Annotated in this window: 14 protein-coding genes and 4 tRNA genes; 6 read left to right on the forward strand and 12 right to left on the reverse strand. The window is 49.2% G+C overall.

All coding sequences use genetic code 11. The features are described 5' to 3' along the window. Positions 1-511: 511 nt before the first annotated feature. Positions 512-691 carry a carbon storage regulator CsrA gene (csrA, locus tag ACJJIZ_RS17170; protein WP_353376628.1) on the reverse strand — a complete coding sequence of 60 codons (180 nt, stop codon included), beginning with the start codon at positions 689-691 and terminating at the stop codon, positions 512-514. A gap of 1,442 nt (positions 692-2,133) precedes the next feature. On the opposite strand from csrA, the gene ACJJIZ_RS17175 reads away from it, so the two are divergent. The 4 genes from ACJJIZ_RS17175 to ACJJIZ_RS17190 all read left to right on the forward strand — a co-directional run bounded on the left by ACJJIZ_RS17175 (position 2,134) and on the right by ACJJIZ_RS17190 (position 8,368). Beyond that, a complete protein-coding gene (locus ACJJIZ_RS17175) occupies positions 2,134-2,760 on the forward strand; it encodes a hypothetical protein (RefSeq protein ID WP_444914255.1) in 627 nt (208 codons plus the stop codon). A gap of 969 nt (positions 2,761-3,729) precedes the next feature. Continuing rightward, positions 3,730-4,710, forward strand: coding sequence for a LysR family transcriptional regulator (locus tag ACJJIZ_RS17180; RefSeq protein WP_444914256.1), 981 nt, complete (start codon positions 3,730-3,732; stop codon positions 4,708-4,710). A 491-nt stretch (positions 4,711-5,201) separates the two neighbouring features. Further along, the gene (locus ACJJIZ_RS17185) at positions 5,202-5,444 is read left to right on the forward strand and encodes a hypothetical protein (RefSeq protein WP_413662661.1); all 243 of its coding nucleotides are present in this window, start codon (positions 5,202-5,204) and stop codon (positions 5,442-5,444) included. Between the two features lie 2,768 nt (positions 5,445-8,212). Then, complete coding sequence (locus tag ACJJIZ_RS17190; protein ID WP_413662662.1) at positions 8,213-8,368, forward strand: hypothetical protein; 156 nt, start codon at positions 8,213-8,215, stop codon at positions 8,366-8,368. Positions 8,369-8,665: 297 nt separating this feature from the next. Here ACJJIZ_RS17190 and ACJJIZ_RS17195 read toward each other — a convergent pair. The 11 genes from ACJJIZ_RS17195 to uvrB form a co-directional block, all read right to left on the reverse strand. Beyond that, positions 8,666-8,742: transfer RNA gene (locus ACJJIZ_RS17195), tRNA-Pro, on the reverse strand. 114 nt (positions 8,743-8,856) lie between these two features. Then, positions 8,857-9,225, reverse strand: coding sequence for a MerR family transcriptional regulator (locus ACJJIZ_RS17200; RefSeq protein ID WP_108733836.1), 369 nt, complete (start codon positions 9,223-9,225; stop codon positions 8,857-8,859). Continuing rightward, entirely contained in the window at positions 9,206-9,511 is a 306-nt protein-coding gene (ihfA, locus tag ACJJIZ_RS17205) for an integration host factor subunit alpha (RefSeq protein ID WP_444907762.1), read from the reverse strand. The genes ACJJIZ_RS17200 and ihfA overlap by 20 nt, the downstream gene beginning before the upstream one ends. A 129-nt stretch (positions 9,512-9,640) precedes the next feature. Next, positions 9,641-12,016, reverse strand: a complete 2,376-nt coding sequence (gene pheT / locus ACJJIZ_RS17210) for a phenylalanine--tRNA ligase subunit beta (RefSeq protein WP_444914257.1) — start codon at positions 12,014-12,016, stop codon at positions 9,641-9,643. Between the two features lie 129 nt (positions 12,017-12,145). Beyond that, positions 12,146-13,159 carry a phenylalanine--tRNA ligase subunit alpha gene (pheS, locus tag ACJJIZ_RS17215; protein WP_108733839.1) on the reverse strand — a complete coding sequence of 338 codons (1,014 nt, stop codon included), beginning with the start codon at positions 13,157-13,159 and terminating at the stop codon, positions 12,146-12,148. A gap of 193 nt (positions 13,160-13,352) precedes the next feature. Then, positions 13,353-13,712 carry a 50S ribosomal protein L20 gene (gene rplT, locus ACJJIZ_RS17220; protein ID WP_108733840.1) on the reverse strand — a complete coding sequence of 120 codons (360 nt, stop codon included), beginning with the start codon at positions 13,710-13,712 and terminating at the stop codon, positions 13,353-13,355. 36 nt (positions 13,713-13,748) lie between these two features. Then, positions 13,749-13,943, reverse strand: a complete 195-nt coding sequence (gene rpmI / locus ACJJIZ_RS17225) for a 50S ribosomal protein L35 (protein WP_020413351.1) — start codon at positions 13,941-13,943, stop codon at positions 13,749-13,751. Between the two features lie 146 nt (positions 13,944-14,089). After that, on the reverse strand, positions 14,090-14,635 hold the full coding sequence (gene infC / locus ACJJIZ_RS17230) for a translation initiation factor IF-3 (RefSeq protein WP_444916218.1): 546 nt from the start codon (positions 14,633-14,635) through the stop codon (positions 14,090-14,092). A 21-nt stretch (positions 14,636-14,656) separates the two neighbouring features. Next, a complete protein-coding gene (thrS, locus tag ACJJIZ_RS17235; protein ID WP_444914258.1) occupies positions 14,657-16,585 on the reverse strand; it encodes a threonine--tRNA ligase in 1,929 nt (642 codons plus the stop codon). Between the two features lie 110 nt (positions 16,586-16,695). Further along, positions 16,696-16,772: transfer RNA gene (locus ACJJIZ_RS17240), tRNA-Val, on the reverse strand. A gap of 176 nt (positions 16,773-16,948) precedes the next feature. Next, a complete protein-coding gene (uvrB, locus tag ACJJIZ_RS17245; RefSeq protein WP_444914259.1) occupies positions 16,949-18,958 on the reverse strand; it encodes an excinuclease ABC subunit UvrB in 2,010 nt (669 codons plus the stop codon). Between the two features lie 241 nt (positions 18,959-19,199). On the opposite strand from uvrB, the gene ACJJIZ_RS17250 reads away from it, so the two are divergent. Then, positions 19,200-19,275: transfer RNA gene (locus tag ACJJIZ_RS17250), tRNA-Asn, on the forward strand. Between the two features lie 46 nt (positions 19,276-19,321). Next, positions 19,322-19,397: transfer RNA gene (locus tag ACJJIZ_RS17255), tRNA-Asn, on the forward strand. Positions 19,398-19,399 lie beyond the last annotated feature (2 nt).

The raw sequence follows: 19,399 nt of genomic DNA on the forward strand, positions 1-19,399 counted from the left end.
TTGTATGTTAGGCGAGGAACAGAAAAACCAAAGCATAGATTCCGTCAAAAGTGGAACCTCATCTGCTGGAGCTGGATTAATCACTGACTCAGCACACAAGAGCTAGGGAGCATTGTTGGGAATATTCCTCCTTCATCAAAAGGCTAGGCATCTTCACTTAGCGTAGGCTCTGTCTTTAGCCCAATCCTGAAGGCTGCTTGAAGCAGCTGGTGGGCTCGGCGACATTCATCTGGAGGATCTGTGTATAGCAAGCCAAGCATTAAGTACACCTCTTGTGGCGCTGGCAAGGCTTGCTTACCCTCTCTTCCTGTCGGATAAGAAGGTCTGCTTGTTAAACACCTCCAAGACATCAGCACGGCCACTCCGAATTCGCTACCTAATCACCTTTGGCACCCAAGAGGCATACATATCAGAGCGCGTACATCGCTCCACGAACAGAGGCGCAATGATTCTTCTTGGAATCCCTCTTTCAATTATTGGGTGCCTCAAGTTGCCCTACCTTCAAGCATATTCAGGCCTTTGCTTTCTGCTGCTTTTTGATCCGCACATAGATTTCTTCACGGTGGATGGGGAGTGATTTGGGGGCGCTTATGCCTATCTTCACTTGATTGCCTTTCACCTCCAGCACTGTGACTGAGACATTTGCTCCAATCCTTAGAAGTTCACCTGTCCGTCGCTTTAAGATCAACATACTTATTTCCTTCGATGGTCAAAGTTTGGGCGCTTCCGAGGTGGGGAAGCTTGGGCTTAACGTTTGGAGGAAATATGGGGTGGTGCGCGGGGGCGGTAGGCAGAGAAGAGGAAAAGGCGGGCGCTAGGCTTCCAGAGCTTGGGAAAAGGCCCCAACCTGCTGAATGTACTCCACTTTATTGAAGACGAGCGGGTTTCTAGCGTATTATCCATATAGCCATTTTGATAGTGATGATATCAATTTGGTCAGCTGGCCCCGGGTGTTCCTAGCACCTTGGGTCAGCGCCTTTTACTTACTCTTACGTCACGCTACCGTTCTCCTTTGAGGGATGGGTCTTTTAGAAAATTCTCGGCTCTCTTGAAGCTTCCAAAATCTTTTAAACTTCTGAAGCCTTTTTAATCGGCTCGCTCAATTACGGCCAAAATACCAAAAATATCTATCGATTTTACGCAGCTTTGAGATTTAAACAAACTGAATAAATTCCAATAAGATTATTTTCGCGCCTATATTTTAATATATTTGCGGCTAAGGAAATCTCAGTCAACTATTGGAGAATTCAGCTCACATTGGAATTTACCCCATGCTGTTCTGAAAAGATTAAAGAGTAATGCTCTCAATTACATAGCGTGCTAGTTTTATGCTCTTAGAGACAACACTCCGTTGTTAAATACAGCAAGTGCGTGAATCCGCTGCAGGGATAAATTCTGAGTGCAGCATGGAATTGCCACCTTGCAAGCTATCTCCCCCATTCGTGTTAATGCTTGGTTATTCCTAGATTCAGACCAATCGTACAGACCGCTTTTGGAGAGGTCATTTTAAATTCTGGGCTTTACTGGAAGAAAAGGCCCTCACTGCCTGTATGGACCTTGTGGACCTTAACTCTACCCGTGCCAATATCACTAATTAGAAATGGCTTTAAAGGCTTTGTGGTATTAGTGAAGGCTATGCAACAAGCTTACAGACAGTTCAATAAAAATTGTGTACATGGAATAGGCCACTACCGGCATTTCCTCTTAGTTACTCCCTGCTTATCTAGCCCTACTCTAAATACTCGACGCCACAAGTGCGGATTTTCTATCCAAGAGTAAAACTACTCATAGACTGAACACAATTTCCCGGCCTTTCATGGCTATCGCCCCTAAATCAGAAATGAGTAGCTTTTAGAGCTGATGTTTGTTGCGTAACTGACACATTTTTAATGTCTTTAGATATTCAGAAACCATCCTGTAAAACCTGGCTTAAATATGCACACCAAACTCGAACACAAATTCTTGTTTACGCTATTGCAAAAAAAATGAGGTAAATCAATTAATCCAGAATTAAAAGTTATCAAATACAAAATTGCCATAGAATCTATCAACCACTAAATTTAATACTGTGCTAGTAAATGCTTAGCAAAAATCTTTGCCACCTTAGTTAACCGAACGGAAGGTCTACCCCCCATGAAATTACTTCAAATGCTACCTGCTTTTTTTTCCATTTTATCCCTCAGTGCCGTTAGCTTTAACAGTTCTGCTCAAATTGACTTTGAAAGTATACCCAATAGCGCTCCGGTAGAGGGCATGGCTATTGGCAATCAATTCGAAGAGCAGTATGGCGTTAGGTTTTCTATGAGTGATGGTACCTTGCCGGTATTATCAGAAGTAGGGGCTCCACTTACTGCTTTTGTGGGGCCAAACAGTGCAGATGATACTCCTGCTGAAAATCAAAGTGTGGGCCAGTTCTTTTTAACTGATGATAATTACCTGGGGCTAAATGCTGACCTTATTATTGACTACACTTATGCTGTGTCCGCTGCCAGCGGTGCCTTACTTGATATTGATGGTGAAGAGGAGTGGACTATTACAGCCTACAATATTCAGGGTGACCTAATAGGCACAATTATCATTAACAACAAAGTGGTAAATACGGGTGATGGATTAGCAACAGCTTGGTCTTTCGAGCACGATGAAGCTGACATAAAGCAATTACGTTTCTCGGGTACTAAGCCCAACCAACACTATTTTGGTCTTGCATTTGACAACTTTTCACCTTCCTCGCCCTCATCTTGTGAGCCCTCATTAGATTAGTCACCTTAAATGAACGAAGGATAAGCTACTGCAAGGTAGCCGCTAAAAGTCAAAGCCCGGCCTTGCCGGGTTTCCTAATTCATAGAGCGTCTTATTTCGTTGCATTTCCCTCTAAGTACACAGGACGCCGAATTGTGAAAAATAGATACTCCAGTAGAAACTGTACTCACAAAGACAAAACATTTGATAAATTTTTTATTATTTTGGATACAGAATAAATTATATCAAAATACTTAGTACTACTTACTACCATTCGAGGGTACTGAGCATTTGAATTCGCGCTATATAAGCCAACTTCGATCTTGCTCACCATTCCCCCTCCCACCCATATTTGTAAATATCATCGCTGGTCATGAAATTTACATCTCCTTTTACTCTTAAACCAGAGAAAAATGCTTGTTATAGCGGATATTAATAGCATTATTTTTAATCCTTCAAACTATGGCCATCCTAGATCGTTGGGTACACGGCATAGGCGACTGCTGACGCCTCCTCTCAACCCCTGCTAGTCTGGCCCCGCTCTAACCTTTAAGTGTCCTAAATTTTTGAGGACAAAACCCTATCAAATTTGAGAAATATACTTAAAGAGATATTCGATTAGAATTGACCACAATATCCAATACCTCTCCTCAACACAAAAGCAACCTACTCAATATCATCACATTAATTCAGCATTTAACAGCCATGAACTTCACAAACTTGTATCCATTCTTAATAAATCAAAATTTTCGAATAAATCACCTCCATGCTAAACAACAAATACCTCTCATATCGACTCTTCAACTTGGCGCCTATATATGGCATCGTAAGCTAGTGTTAGCTAAGGACGGCCTCCAAATTCATGCAATCTATAAGCAAAAAAACTATACAAAGATATCAGTATTGAATCGGCAATTTTTATGCTTAATCGTTGCACAAGAAACCATATCGCACCGATTAAAGGGATATTTCATTAAACGGAATTTAAGAATGAAACGGAACCTCAGATCTATCGATCTCAATTTACTACCGGTATTCGAAGCCATAATGGAGCATGGTCAGCTGGGTAAAGCGGGGGAATGTATCGGTATGAGCCCACCGGCAATGAGTGCCGCACTTCAGCGATTGCGACATACTGTGGGCGATGAACTTTTTATTCGCAGGCGTATTGGCTTTTTGCCAACCCCAAGGGCTGAACGCTTACATGCAACGGTGAGTGAGGCACTCAGGCAAATACGTGAGGAGATTGAAGAGAAGGTTGATTTTGATCCCTTCGTAGAAAAGCGTAATTTTAATATTATCGGCGGCGACTATGCCGATATTATCTTTTTGGGGAGCCTGCTTAACCACCTGGAATCTATCTCTCCCAATATAACTGTTGAGATTTGTCCGCTTGAGGTTGGCGGCTTGGAATCCAAGATGAAACACGGTGCAGTAGATTTTGCACTCTATTATCAGCCCGTAGATTCCAAAGAATTACAGGCAGAGCATATTGCCTCTGATCGCCTGGTTGTTGTAACCAAAAATAATCACCCCAGGATCCGCAGAGAAATTAGTTTGGAGCAATTCAATGCCGAAAGGCATGTCACTCTACACCAGAATACCTCAGGTTTGACCCACCTCGAGAATCATGTGGGGGAGTGGGGAGATAACAGCTCGCAACGGGTTGGAGCTCAAGTAGACCAATTAGGTAGGAAAGTAGCTGTTCGAGTCTCTCATTTCCAAAATATGATTCCGGTCGTTTTGAATACCAACTACTTGTGCACTATGCCGGAGGGCATGGCACAGCAATTTGCCGCACATAACCCCATACAAATACTGCCCTTCCCTGTGCCAATTGCACCCCTGGAGATTTACCTTGTATGGCCCCGGATTTGCAATAGCGATATTGTGCACCGCTGGTTGCGGCAACAACTGAAGATTGCTAGCAACACAAGTAAAGAACCCATTAGCGCAGATCTCGCCAGCTAATCAATAGCTGATGCCAGCAAAGGTCCTCGCTAACTTATAAAATTTAAACCATTTTTGGAAAAGTAGCTACTAGAGATACCTCCTATCCTTTGAATACGTATGAGCCATATCATTACCCAGAACAATTTCTATTCATGCAGGACATTCTAAGTCAATGTTCTCAGCAACCCGACTCTTGACTCTCTTTATTTCAGCCAACTGGTAGCCGGTAGTTTCTAGCTACCACCCCTCCCTAGGCTGCCCTATATAAAACCGTTAACAAAGTTATGTCTGGACACCCAGCAAATAGGAAACTTGAGACGCCACACTCATTGACACAATATAGGGGATACAATAATAATACTGGATATTAAAACAGTTAAATCCCTATCTCATGGCCCAGCCTCGGCATTCGCAGATATCCCTCGATGCAACCCCTTACTATCACTGCGTCTCCCGTTGTGTGCGCAGAGCTTTTCTTTGTGGGAAAGATATCCAATCCGGGAGAGGTTATGAGCATCGGCGTCAGTAGATTGAGGGCAGAATGCAAAAGCTGGTCGGCATCTATGCGCTTGATATTGCTAAGGCTGGGCATTTCACCCAAACAGTGGCTTTATCTGAATTGCAACTTTGAAAGCCGCTTCAAGCGTCTAGTCGGCGCAACTGAAAAAGCCAAAGAAGTCTGTACCCCGCAACATAAACGCTGGGTGCATGGCCTGCATGACTGTGAAATCTATCTCTCTAGCAGCACCTAAAGCAATTACAAACCACTAATAATCGAGCTAACCATACCGCTATCGCCCCGCATGATCAAATTATAATCAACCAGGAAAATGTGCGACTAACTAATCTGATACCTACTTCTTGACTACCAGCAAGCCCAGAGAAGATGAAATACACGATTTGAAAGCAATTCTTTCAATTTATGGGTGTCCTGGATCGTACTGGTCCTGGAGCGCACGGGGTGTCCTAGATTGTTTTTGTTAGATGAACACTAGTATTCACCCTTAAATTTATCAAACTTGGACCCTTCGAGCTTTCCCCACGGATCCGTAGGCAATTGAATATCGACTCTGTCCACTCCCTTGCATGAATACTTTAGCTGCCGCAATTTCGTGTTTGTGTTCGTCGTTACTCCCAACACTCCCTTCTTGACCGCTCTTATCAGAAGGTGCTCCGCATTAAACCTTCCGGAAATCGCCCCATTAATCTCCTTCCAAGAGCCTGTGCTGTTTTCGACTGGGACGCATGCGGCACACAAGACAGTCTGTGCATACGTCTGCGTTATGCCAAGGCAAAAAAACGCCTCTGTGCGCGTACTCCATCTGTGATTTGCGTCGGCTGCGTATCCCACGTATGTATGGTTAGTTGTCGAATTGTGAATGATATATATACACCTGTTTGTTTTGGGCGCAGGGTTATGAGAAGGGGACGCGCATGCAGGCCCCATATTCCAACTACATTGTTGAAAGTCGAAACCGATCGATGCCATCTTTACTACTCCTTTTTGAAGAGTTGATTCTTGCCCGCCAACGCCTTACCTGTGTTTTTTACACATATTTGAGTCCTATTCAAAGCCTCAAACAGAGAAATAGTCATCCCCCAATCGCGGTATATAAAATTTAGCCACTTATAAGACTGAAACCATTTGAGCTTTACAGCATATCTAGAGCCTTATGAAGTAAGGCGTATATTGATTAGGTAATCCCCTCCCTATTTAGTTAGCTGATCTTGCCTGTAGTAGGTTGATGATGATGTCTGGGTGTCCTAAATCGTGCCCTCATTGCGCCATGAAATACCCCCCCCTATTATTCCTATCATTAAAAATGATGCTAAGGGAAAAATTCACACGAAGGTCATATTTTGAATTACCATTCCTTCAAATCACATCGTCAGTTTCAGAAAAGATTTGAGGACGAATAGTATCGACCACCTTTTGATATGGCCACGGCGACGCTATTATCCCACACTTATTTTGAAGCATCGCCTCTACCGCTCTTTTGAATTCATCCCACTTTTCCGAATAATTCCCTTTCTGATAACACCTCGAACAGAAATGTCCCACTAAATTTTTTTCGTCTACCCCTACTGCGACAACAACTATACAATCTGAAATTTCGTCTATTACAAAATACTCATTATCACCATTCATGGTAAAGGCTGTATATTCACACTAACCATCATTTATACCTGACATATTTTGGAACTATAAAGTTAGTATATTGATGCTTAACGACTAGCCAACGACCCCTGAGTTTTTAGCAGGGAATCGTCCCGCGCCTTGTTAGATTTTAGCCAAGTAGAACGGTAAATCATAACCAGCTTCTCCAGACTTTTTTGTCTCTACTTAAGCAGAGCCTATTAAACTGTTTGGGCGTTAAGTTGCGACTGAAAGGGATAGTAGATGCGATAAAATTCCTTACCATCAAATGAGACTTTCGACCGCAACCACCCGTGCTTGCGAGCAGAAACAATGCTTCGCAGTAACACAAAAAATACTAGACCATCATCTTCGTTTTAGAAAAAATTTCACAGACCTCTATAATTTTTTATTTCTATTCTGTATATATACATTTAAGACTCTGTATAATTCAAAAGCCATGCACTCCACTGCTGACAAAATCTAACACTCAATTAAATGAAGCGTCTTTATAATTTTGTATTTTTTCTTTTTTATATCACTCTTGAAATTCTTTAAGCATCAATGAGCTACTAAGTTTCATCCAGAAATAGAAGCAGCAACTGCTGATCTTTGTTATAGAGCGTACAGCTGTATATTTTTCACCCAACATCCATCTATCCACACAACAAAAACCAAGTGCCGTGACGGAGAATTGATAAAGATCTCGATTGCAAATTACGATCGCTAAGATACAGCGTTATGCAATACTATAATCTATTATTAGTTCCCGCCTTTAGATCCACAGCGTATCATTCTGTTAAATAAATAATTTTTACACCCCAAAAAACTCGTAAATACCCTAAAACTCCCCAACCTCTAACAAAAATATAGCTCACCCCAATTTATTGCGTCAATTTGGAATTTAATAACTATAACTTCCAAAAAACTGAACTTAGCACTAAGGCAAAAGCCCTAGGATAGAGCACTTGTACAGCAAGCCACACAAAAATCCCATACCTCCACTTCAACTCAGTGCCTAAATACCACCTCGCAAAATACTATTAATTGAGCAAAGCCTCCTAATTTCACACCATCAATAGGGAAGAACACCTAAAAATATCAACACTAAATCTACATCTTCTATATCTAATCGTTACACAAGAAACCATATCGCACCGACCAAAGGGAAATTCCAATAAAGCGAATTTAACAAACAGAGGAACCTCGGTTCTATTGAGCTCAACTTGCTAGCCGCCGGCAATAAGTGCTTGGCCTCAACAACTGCAACGCAGTGAAGACAACAAACTATTTATGCGCGGATATGGTGACTTTTTATTTTGCCGTCTCCACAGAGGGGCGCAATCTAAACAATATCGAGGGTGCCCATACTGATATCATTTTTTGGAGTACTTCAATAGTGAGAGACATATCACCCTGCACCAGAAGAAATTAGATATCGCACAACTGAATAACGCTGCAGAGGAGGATAACAACCCTAACAAAGTGGGAAGCCGAGTCGAGCAACTGGAGGAGAGCCATGCCGCTCGCTGTGAATAGCAACAAGCTGTGCACTATACCCAAGGACATAACACCGCAATCTAGCCCAAACACCGCTATCCCGATTGGCACCAGGAGACTTGCCTAGCGCGCTCAAAAATCTGCGCTGCGATATTGTGCCGCTGGTGTCGCCCAAGATCCTTGATTATTGAAGACTCCCAGCAATACAACAGCTAAGTAACCCCAGAATAGGTGCGGGCCAGTAAGGAGACCCATCTATTAATTGACTTTATTTTGGACACAAAAAAAACCCGCTAAAAAGCGGGTTTCTTGGCCGTTGCAATGCAACTATATATATGGTCGGAGCGGCCGGATTTGAACCGACGACCACCACACCCCCAGTGTGGTGCGCTACCAGGCTGCGCTACGCTCCGATTTTGAAAAATCGCTCACTTCGCTAAGTGATTGATTTTTAAAGACATCGTGTCTTGATGTGGCGTGAATCATACCTGAGTGCGGCTGGATTGCAAGCCCAGGTTTACAGTTTTTTATAAATTATTTTTCCCTTCCAGCAGGGCCACCACGTCCTTTAGTTCTGCGATCACTTCGGGTAGTACTTGCTGTAGCTGTACCACCTCTGCCCGCTCGCTACCGGTTTCGATCTGCTGGCGGGCTCCACCAATGGTATAGCCCTCTTCGTACAGGAGCGCACGAATCTGGCGGATCATGATGACATCTTGGTGCTGGTAGTAACGGCGGTTGCCGCGACGTTTGACGGGTTTCAGCTGGGGGAATTCCTGCTCCCAGTAACGCAGGACATGGGGTTTAACGGCGCACAGTTCACTCACTTCACCAATGGTGAAATAGCGCTTACCGGGGATTGCAGGCAGCTGAGCGTTATTGCTCGGTTCCAGCATGCTCTTCTACTCGTGTCTTGAGTTTTTGCCCGGGTTTAAAAGTGACTACCCTGCGGGCCGAGATGGGGATTTCCTCGCCGGTCTTGGGATTGCGACCGGGACGCTGGCTTTTATCGCGCAGGTCGAAATTGCCAAAGCCGGAGAGCTTGACCTGCTCGTTATTTTCCAACGCATTGCGGATCTCCTCGAAGAAATATTCGACGATCTCTTTCGCTTCGCGCTTGTTAAAGCCCAGCTCTTCGTACAGTTTCTCGGCGAGCCCGGCCTTGGTCAGTGCCTCTGTCATTGGATCCTACCAATTGATTCAGAGGCGTCGACTCCAGATCGGAAGCGGCCCAAACCGCGGCGGCTTTCAACCCGGTAGCAGACGCTCTCGGGGTGCAATTCAGCCTGCACCCGAGAGCATCATGCTCTACTAGCGCAGACTAGCGTTATATTTTTCTTCTAGTTTTCCGACCACCGCATCTACAGCGGCATTGATTTCGTCGTCATTAAGGGTGCGTGACGAATGCTGAAACGTCAACCCCAAAGCGACACTTTTTCTATTTAAATCAATACCTTTGCCCTGGTAGACATCAAATATCTTGAGGTCCGTCAAGGTTTCACCTGCAACTTCGACAGCAGTTTCCACCAGGCTGGCGGCAGGAACCTCTGCATCAATCAGCAGGGCCAGATCGCGGCGCACTTCCGGGAACTTGGACAGCGGGCGGAATGCGGGGGTTTTGCCCTCGCCGATCGCTTCCAGGCTCAGTTCAAATACGAACGCGGGCTTGGACAGGTCCAACTTCTTCTGCAACTGCGGGTGCAGGGCTCCGATAACCCCCACTTCGCAGTCGCCGCGCATAATCTTGGCGGTTTGGCCGGGGTGCAGCGCAGGGTGTTGGCCAGCGACAAAGCGGAATTCATCGGCTACACCAGTGCGAGCCAACAGGGCTTCTACATCGGCTTTCACGTCGAAGAAGTCCACGGCGTCTTTGCTGCCAGTCCAGTTTTCTGCGTAACGGCTGCCGTAGGCAAGCCCGGCAATCATTTGCTCCTGGTGCAATTCTGCACCCGGCACAAAGCGCAGGCCGGTTTCAAACAGGCGCACGCGGTTTTGCTGGCGATTCAGGTTGTACTGCAACGCTTTGCACAGGCCCGGCAACAAGGTGGTGCGCATAACCGCCAGCTCAGCACTGATCGGGTTTTGCAGGGCCACAGGATCGGCTTCCGGATCAAACAGTGCGGCGCTGTCGCTATCGATAAAGCTGAAGGTAATCGCTTCGTAGTAACCGCGGCTCAGCAGGGTTTGCTCCAGGTTGTCCTGGGCAATGGTGCTCTCCGGGCGCGGGGCGATTTCCAGTTCGGCAGTAAAGCTTTCACTGGGGATACGGTTGTAGCCGTATACACGGGCCAGCTCTTCCAGCAGGTCTGCTTCGATGGCGATATCGAAACGGAAGCTGGGAGCGAGGAAGGTCCAGCCTTCGTCGTTCTGGTCGATTTTTTCCAGGCCCAGACGGGTGAGGATATCGACGATTTCATCATCGGCCAGTTTGATGCCCAGACCCAACTCTACTTTCGCACGGCGCAGGGTAATATGGCGCTCGGCGGGCATAATTTCAGTCAGCTCGCGCACGTGTACCGGGCCGGGTTCACCGCCGACGATATCCAGCAGCAGCTGGGTAGCGCGCTCTACCGATTTCTCTTGCAGGTGGTAATCCACGCCGCGCTCGAAACGGTGGGAGGAGTCGGTGTGCAGGCCGTAAGAGCGAGCCTTGCCGGCAATGGCCAGCGGGCTGAAGAAGGCGCTCTCCAGGAAGATATGCTGGGTGCCTGCGGTAACGGAGGAATCCAGGCCACCCATAATACCGGCCATCGCCAGAGGTTTTTCCTCATCGGCAATTACCAGGGTGCCCTCTTTCAGTTTGACTTCCTGGCCGTCCAGCAGGGTCAGCTCTTCACCAGCTTCTGCCATACGCACTTTGATACCGCCGGAAAGTTTTTCCAGGTCGAAGGCGTGCATGGGTTGGCCCAGTTCCAGGAGTACGTAGTTGGTTACGTCCACTACCGGATCGATACTGCGCAGGCCGCTGCGACGCAGGCGCTCTTGCATCCACAGAGGCGTTACCGCTTTGATATCGATATTGCGAATGACACGACCTACGTAGCGCGGGCAGGCGGCTTCGGCCAGCAAGGATACGGGCATGCTCTCGTCGATCTGCTGGGGTACCGGAGCAACTTCCGGGCCCTGAACGGCGCAGCGATTCAGTACGCCCACTTCGCGAGCGATACCGGCAACACCGAGGCAGTCGGAACGGTTCGGGGTGAGATCCACTTCAATGGTCTCGTCGTCCAGCTGCAAGTATTCACGCAGATCGGTACCGGTGGGTGCATCTTCTGGCAGTTCCCAGATACCGTCATTGTCTTCGCCCAGTTCCAGTTCGGTCTGTGCGCAGAGCATACCGAAGCTCTCTACACCACGGAGCTTGGCTTTCTTGATTTTAAAATCGCCCGGCAGCTTGGCGCCTACCAGGGCAAAAGGAATTTTGATTCCGGTGCGCGCATTGGGAGCACCACACACAACCTGCATTTCACCGTCGGGGTGGCCCGCCACTTTACACACGCGCAGCTTGTCCGCATCCGGGTGCTGTTCACAGGCGACAATCTCACCGACAACCACTCCGGAGAAATCGCCCGCAACTTTTTCTATACCGTCCACTTCCAGGCCGGCCATGGTGATTTGATCGGCCAGTTCCTGCGTGGTGAGTTCCGGGTTTACCCATTCCCGCAACCAGGAGTTGCTGATTTTCATAGTTGATCTCTTTCTGTATTCCGTCAGCGCAACTTGGTGCGCATTTCGCCTGGGGCTATTTCGCCTCCCAGGCCTCCACAATTCGACTGCTGTTGCGAAGGGCCATTGCCATTCGCGCTGTCACTTGGCTTAGAACTGTTTCAAGAAGCGCAGATCGTTATCGAAGAACAAGCGCAGGTCGTTTACGCCGTAGCGCAGCATGGCGAGGCGCTCGATACCGATACCGAAGGCAAAGCCGGAGTATTTTTCGCTGTCGATATCGCAGGCGGCGAAGACATTCGGGTGCACCATGCCGCAGCCGAGAATTTCCAGCCAGCCGGTGCCGGAACATACGCGGCAGCCTTCACCGGAACAGGCGGTACACTGGATGTCCGCTTCTGCGGAAGGCTCGGTGAACGGGAAGTAAGACGGACGGAAACGCACCGGTACTTCCGCTTCGAAGAAGGCTCGCAGGAATTGGTCGATGGTGCCTTTCAGGTGGGCGAAGCTGATGTTCTCGCCGATTACCAGGCCTTCTACCTGGTGGAACATGGGCGAGTGGGTGACATCGGAGTCGCAGCGGTATACGCGGCCCGGGCAGATAATTCGCAGCGGTGGAGACTTTTTCTCCATGGTGCGGATCTGCACTGAGGAGGTGTGGGTTCTCAGTACGGTGGTGGGGTCCACGTAGAAGGTGTCGTGCATCGCGCGCGCGGGGTGGTGCGCGGGAATATTCAACGCTTCGAAGTTGTAGTAGTCCTGTTCGACTTCCGGGCCGTTCTCAACAGAGAAGCCAATGCTCGCAAAGAATTCTTCCACGCGCTTTAAGGTGCGCGTGATGGGGTGGGCATTGCCCTGCTCTTCGCCGCGCCCCGGCAGAGTGACATCAATGGTCTCTTCGGCCAACTTCGCATTGATGGCGGCCTGCTCCAGCATATTGCGGCGCGCGTTAATTTTTTCCTGAACCTGCTGCTTGGCTTCGTTGATCTTGGCACCCGCCGCCGGACGCTCCTCAGCCGACAGCTTGCCAAGGCCTTTCAGCAGTGCCGTCAGCTGGCCCTTTTTGCCCAGGTAATCAACACGCACCTGATCCAGTGCGGCGAGGCCATCGGCCTTCTCCACCAGCTCCATAGCCTGCTCGGTGAGGGACTGCAAATCTTGCATCGAACTGTTCCCGTTTGAATCCAACTTCGATTAATTTTTTCTGCTTTGTTCGGCCGGTACTTTCTGTACCGGAGGGAATTTCCCCAGGCACCGCCACCGGTAAAAAATAGCGGAAACTCCATAAAAAAATAGGGAAGGGCCACTACAGCCCTTCCCTATTTTGAGTATTCAGTTTTACAACTGAAGTGACAGCTTACGCTGCCAGGGCTGCCTTAGCTTTTTCAACTACGGCAGCAAAAGCGACTTTATCGTAAACAGCCAGATCAGCCAGTACACGGCGATCCAGTGCGATGTCCGCTTTTTTCAGACCTGCGATCAGGCGGCTGTAGCTCAGGCCTTCAGCACGGGACTGGGCGTTAATACGAGTAATCCACAGAGCGCGGAAGTTACGCTTTTTAACGCGACGGTCACGGTATGCATACTGACCAGCTTTAATTACTGCCTGCTTGGCAACGCGGAATACGCGTGAACGCGCACCGTAGTAACCTTTAGCCTGCTTCAGAATCTTCTTGTGACGACGACGCGCCTCTACACCACGTTTTACACGGGCCATACTTCTATCCTCTTAAACCTTTGCGATTTGGGCCAATTACTTGGCGCGCAGCATACGATCGACCAGTCCAGCATCAGACTTGTTCATAGTCTGAGTGCCACGCAGCTGACGCTTGCGCTTGGTGGTCATCTTGGTGAGGATGTGGCTCTTGTTAGCGTGCTTGTGCTTGTAGCCCGCAGCCGTCTTCTTGAAGCGCTTGGCAGCGCCACTGTGAGTCTTTGCTTTCGGCATTTTGTACTCCAAAGTTAATATTCGCCTGTAAAACAGGCACCTTTAGTAACTGCCGACAACCGAAGTTACCGGCACTGCGAGAGTGGGGAGGCAGCCGTCGCCCAACCACTTCTCAAAGGAGATCCCGGGAATGACTTCCCCAAACCTCACTTTTTCTTTTTGAGCGGAGCAATCACCATCAGCATTTGACGACCTTCCATTTTCGGTCGCTGCTCTACGGTGCCCAGCTCTTCAAGGTCCTTTTCGATGCGCTGCATCATTTCCATGCCGAGCTCTTGGTGAGCCATTTCGCGGCCACGGAAACGCAGGGATACTTTGGCCTTGTCACCCGCTTCCAGGAAGCGGGCCAGGTTGCGCAGCTTGATCTGGTAGTCACCGACATCGGTGCCCGGGCGGAATTTCATTTCCTTGATCTGCTGCTGCTTCTGCTTCTTCTTGGCGGCATTCTTAGCTTTTTTAGCTTCGAATACGTGCTTGCCGTAGTCCATGATCTTACAGACTATCGGCGTGGAGTCCGAGGCAATTTCAACGAGATCCAAGCTAGCTTTCTGTGCAGCTTCCAGCGCTTCATCCAGGGAGACAATGCCTACCTGTTCGCCATCAGCGCCTATCAGGCGGAGTTCTGACGCTTCAATCTGATCGTTTATGCGGGCCTTTTTGGACCGTCCCTTAGTGTCTCGTTTAATAGCTATGGTCTCCCAGTTGCCAAGTTGTTATGCATTATCTTCTGTCAAACGACCGCGACGATTCACGTCTTGCTCGAGGATCTCGAGGAATGACTCATACGTCATTGTACCAAGATCTTCACCGCTACGGGTACGTACTGCCACGGTCTGACTTTCTACTTCCTTATCGCCAATTACCAATAGATAAGGAACACGCTGAAGCGTGTGCTCGCGGATTTTAAAGCCGATCTTCTCGTTTCTCAAGTCAGCTGTGGCGCGGTATTGCAGCTCACCCAAACGATCTTGCAAATTGCGACAATATTCGGCCTGGCGATCGGTGATATTCATGATCGCCACCTGCTGCGGCGCGAGCCAGGTGGGGAACGCACCTTCGTAGTGCTCAATCAGGATTCCGATAAAGCGCTCGAAGGAACCCAGGGCTGCGCGGTGCAGCATTACCGGGGACTGGCGCGAGCCATCTTCCGCTACAAACTGGGCATCCAGGCGGCCCGGCATGGAGAAGTCCACCTGAATGGTACCGCACTGCCATACACGGCCGAGGCAGTCTTTCAGGGAGAATTCGATCTTCGGTCCGTAGAAAGCGCCTTCACCCGGCAGCTCTTCCCACGGCAGGCCAGCGGCATCCAGTGCGTCGGCCAGGGCTTTTTCAGCCTTATCCCAGCTCTCATCGGAACCTACGCGCTTCTCCGGGCGAGTGGAGAGACGGTAGATAACGTCCTGGAAGCCGAAATCCTTATAAACGGAGTGCAGCAGATCCATAAAGTCAGAAACTTCTGACTGAATCTGGTCTTCGCTACAGAAGATATGGCCATCATCCTGTACAAAGCCGCGCACGCGCATCAGGCCGTGCAGGGAACCGGAGGGCTCGCTGCGATGACAGGAGCCAAACTCCGCCAGACGCAACGGCAGGTCGCGGTAGCTGCGCAGGCCCTGATTGAATACCTGTACGTGACAAGGGCAGTTCATCGGTTTAATGGCGAACTGACGCTCTTCACTGGTCAGGGTGAACATGTCATCGCCAAACTTATCGGCGTGACCAGACTTTCGCCACAGGCTGAAATCTACCAGCTGCGGAGTCTTGATTTCTTTGTAGCCGAATTCGCGCTGGCGGCGACGCATGTACTGCTCGATAGCGCTGTAAATGGTCCAGCCGTTCGGGTGCCAGAACACCATGCCGGGGGCCTCTTCCTGGATATGGAAAAGGTCAAATTTCTTCGCCAACTTGCGGTGATCGCGCTTCTCTGCCTCTTCGATGCGACGCAGGTAAGCTTTCAGTTCTTTTTTGTTGGCCCAGGCAGTGCCGTAAACACGGGTCAACATTTCATTGCTGGAATCGCCACGCCAGTAGGCACCGGCCACTTTGGTCAGTTTGAACGCTTTCAACCTGCCAGTGGAAGGTACGTGGGGACCGCGACACAGGTCTTCAAAGTCGCCCTGGCGGTAGAGAGAAATATCTTCATCACTGGGGATGCTGTCGATAATCTCAGCCTTGTACTCTTCGCCCATTTCGCGGAAATATTTCACCGCTTCTTTGCGCGGCATCAGGCGGCGGCTGACAGTGATGTCTTCTTTGGCCAGCACTTCCATACGCTCTTCGATCTTCTCGAGATCTTCCGGCGTAAACTGGCGCTCGTAGGCAAAATCGTAATAGAAGCCGTTTTCGATAACCGGGCCAATGGTGACCTGGGCTGTCGGGTACAGCTGCTTAACTGCTTGTGCCAGCAAGTGCGCTGTGGAGTGACGGATCACTTCCAGGCCTTCGGGCTGACGATCAGTAATAATTGCCAGATTTACGTCGGTATCAATAACGTAACTGGTATCGACTTCCTTGCCGTCTACAACGCCAGCAAGTGCGGCTTTTGCCAAACCTGGGCCGATATCAGCGGCTACATCGTGTACGGAAACCGGAGCAGAAAATTCTCGACGGGAACCATCGGGGAGAGTAACAACGGGCATTGTTTATCCTTTGTTCTCAGTGGCGATCCCTACCAAAGACCGCATGAAACTATCCATGAATTTTTTCATGGAACTCTTGATCGGGATGGGCAATCCATCCTTTTGAAAGGTGGTAGACCCGGGCGGATTTGAACCGCCGACCTCTGCCATGTCAAGGCAGCGCTCTAACCAACTGAGCTACGGGTCTAAAGCTCTACAGCGGGGGAACCCTGTGCTGTGAAGAGCGCGAACTTTAGCACCGCTTTTCAGTGTTTTCAACAACTTACTGAACTTTTGTGTAAAATTTTTTAAGAGCGACCAAGCACCAACAAGGCAGTGCGGGACTATCAAAATGTAGATCCAAGTCCCGCCCTTCAGCAAGGATTATTCCACACCTTTTAAGTGGGTAATCTCATCACGCAATTTTGCTGCTGCTTCAAATTCCAGGTTCTTCGCATGCTGGTACATTTGCTCTTCCAGCTCGGCAATTCGGGCCCAGCGCTGCTTATCGGTAAGGGCCTCAACATCCACCTTGTATTCGCCTTTACCCTCGGCAACTTTGCGGCGCCCTTTCTTGGGTACGCCGGGGGCCACCGCTCCCTCCAGAATATCCGCCACACTCTTGCGGATACCCTTGGGGGTAATGCCGTGCTCCTCATTAAAGGCCAACTGCTTCTCGCGGCGACGACGAGTCTCTTCGAGTGCTCGCTCCATAGAACCGGTGACTTTGTCCGCGTAGAGAATCGCCCTCCCCTCCAGGTTTCGCGCAGCCCGCCCAATGGTCTGAATCAGCGAGCGATCGGAACGGAGGAAGCCCTCTTTATCGGCATCGAAAATTGCCACCAGGGCAACTTCCGGCATATCCAGGCCTTCTCGCAGCAAGTTAATGCCAACTAGCACGTCAAACTCACCGATACGCAGGTCCCGGATAATCTCTACCCGCTCGACGGTATCAATATCGGAGTGTAAGTAGCGGACGCGGACACCACTTTCGGAGAGGTATTCAGTCAAGTCTTCCGCCATCCGCTTGGTCAATACGGTAATCAGCACCCGCTGATCGGCATCCACGCAACGGTGAATTTCAGACAGGGCATCATCTACCTGGGTCAATGCTGGGCGAACTTCCACTTCCGGGTCCACCAGGCCGGTCGGGCGAACCACCTGCTCGACCACTTGCCCTGCATTCTCCTGCTCGTAAGGGCCGGGAGTCGCAGAGACAAAGACCGTCTGGGGCGCCAAGCCCTCCCACTCCTCAAATTTAAGGGGGCGATTATCAAGCGCCGACGGCAGCCGGAAGCCATACTCCACCAAGGTTTCCTTTCGCGACCTGTCCCCGCGATACATGCCGCCAATTTGCGGCACCGTTACATGGCTTTCATCGATAAACAGCAGTGCATCGCTGGGCAAGTAATCGAACAGCGTGGGGGGCGGCTGGCCAGATTCGCGACCGGAGAGGTAGCGGGAATAGTTCTCCACCCCATTGCAGTAGCCAAGCTCCTGCATCATCTCCACATCGTAGCGGGTACGCTGATCTAGCCGCTGCGCTTCGACCAGCTTGTTGTTGCCACGCAGTTGCTCCAGGCGCCCTCGCAGCTCATCTTTGATTTCATCGATAGCACTGACGATGGTCTCTCGCGGCGTAACATAGTGACTCTTGGGAAAGATAGTGACCCGAGGCACCTTCTTGAGCTGCTCTCCAGTGAGCGGGTCAAATATAGTGATCTCTTCGATCTCTTCATCAAAAAGAGACAGGCGCACCGCTTCCAAATCAGAGTCTGCCGGGTAAATATCGATAATATCGCCGCGCACCCGGTAAGTGGCGCGACGGAAATCTGCATCGTTGCGGGTGTATTGCAGTTCAGCCAGACGCCTGAGGATAGTGCGTTGATCAACGAGATCACCGCGATCCAAATGCAGTACCATCTTCAAATACTTGTCGGGGTCACCCAAACCGTAAATTGCCGAAACTGTGGCGACCACAATCACATCGCGCCGCTCTATAAGTGCCTTGGTGGCCGAGAGGCGCATCTGCTCAATATGTTCGTTTACGGATGCATCCTTTTCGATAAAGGTGTCCGAAGAGGGAACGTAAGCTTCCGGCTGGTAGTAGTCGTAGTAAGAGACAAAATATTCCACCGCATTCTTCGGGAAAAACTCTTTAAACTCACCGTAGAGCTGAGCCGCCAGCGTTTTATTGTGAGCCATCACAATGGCCGGCCGCTGCAGGCGCTCAACAATATTCGCCATAGTGAAGGTCTTACCCGAACCGGTAACACCCAGTAGCGTTTGATGGCTCAAACCATCATCAATCCCTTCTGACAACTGCTCTATCGCCAGAGGCTGATCGCCCGCTGGCTGATACTTGGATTCCACCTTAAAAGGTCGCGACTCCATACACTTCCCCCAACCGCTTAATCATTCATGCAACACAGGATTGTAGGCTGTCGTCATACGACCCACAATTACAAGAGAATAGCGTCCTACCCTTCCTAACTCTGACCTGCGGCATTTTGCGCATGACCCCAAAAAATAATTTCCTGACAAATCAATTAGTTAAAGATGAAAAAAGGGGTTGACCTGTTCGGAAGTGCTCTATAATATACGCGCCATCTCAACGGCACAGCCGAAAAGATATTCCGCCTTAGCTCAGTTGGTAGAGCAAATGACTGTTAATCATTGGGTCGCTGGTTCGAGCCCAGCAGGCGGAGCCAAATTTCAAAGCGCAGCTTAATTTGCGCTCTATAAATTAGATTAAATTCCGCCTTAGCTCAGTTGGTAGAGCAAATGACTGTTAATCATTGGGTCGCTGGTTCGAGCCCAGCAGGCGGAGCCAAA

The organism is Microbulbifer maximicatervae (SeqCode) (genome assembly GCF_052467225.1).

Excerpts from the sequence above, each read along its gene's own strand:
- pheS (WP_108733839.1), bottom strand. The coding sequence starts at position 13,159 with ATGCAAGATTTGCAGTCCCTCACCGAGCAGGCTATGGAGCTGGTGGAG.
- pheT (WP_444914257.1), bottom strand. The coding sequence starts at position 12,016 with ATGAAAATCAGCAACTCCTGGTTGCGGGAATGGGTAAACCCGGAACTC.
- ACJJIZ_RS17185 (WP_413662661.1), top strand. The coding sequence starts at position 5,202 with ATGAGCATCGGCGTCAGTAGATTGAGGGCAGAATGCAAAAGCTGGTCG.
- thrS (WP_444914258.1), bottom strand. The coding sequence starts at position 16,585 with ATGCCCGTTGTTACTCTCCCCGATGGTTCCCGTCGAGAATTTTCTGCT.
- rpmI (WP_020413351.1), bottom strand. The coding sequence starts at position 13,943 with ATGCCGAAAGCAAAGACTCACAGTGGCGCTGCCAAGCGCTTCAAGAAG.
- ihfA (WP_444907762.1), bottom strand. The coding sequence starts at position 9,511 with ATGACAGAGGCACTGACCAAGGCCGGGCTCGCCGAGAAACTGTACGAA.
- uvrB (WP_444914259.1), bottom strand. The coding sequence starts at position 18,958 with ATGGAGTCGCGACCTTTTAAGGTGGAATCCAAGTATCAGCCAGCGGGC.
- rplT (WP_108733840.1), bottom strand. The coding sequence starts at position 13,712 with ATGGCCCGTGTAAAACGTGGTGTAGAGGCGCGTCGTCGTCACAAGAAG.
- ACJJIZ_RS17175 (WP_444914255.1), top strand. The coding sequence starts at position 2,134 with ATGAAATTACTTCAAATGCTACCTGCTTTTTTTTCCATTTTATCCCTC.
- ACJJIZ_RS17180 (WP_444914256.1), top strand. The coding sequence starts at position 3,730 with ATGAAACGGAACCTCAGATCTATCGATCTCAATTTACTACCGGTATTC.
- ACJJIZ_RS17200 (WP_108733836.1), bottom strand. The coding sequence starts at position 9,225 with ATGCTGGAACCGAGCAATAACGCTCAGCTGCCTGCAATCCCCGGTAAG.
- csrA (WP_353376628.1), bottom strand. The coding sequence starts at position 691 with ATGTTGATCTTAAAGCGACGGACAGGTGAACTTCTAAGGATTGGAGCA.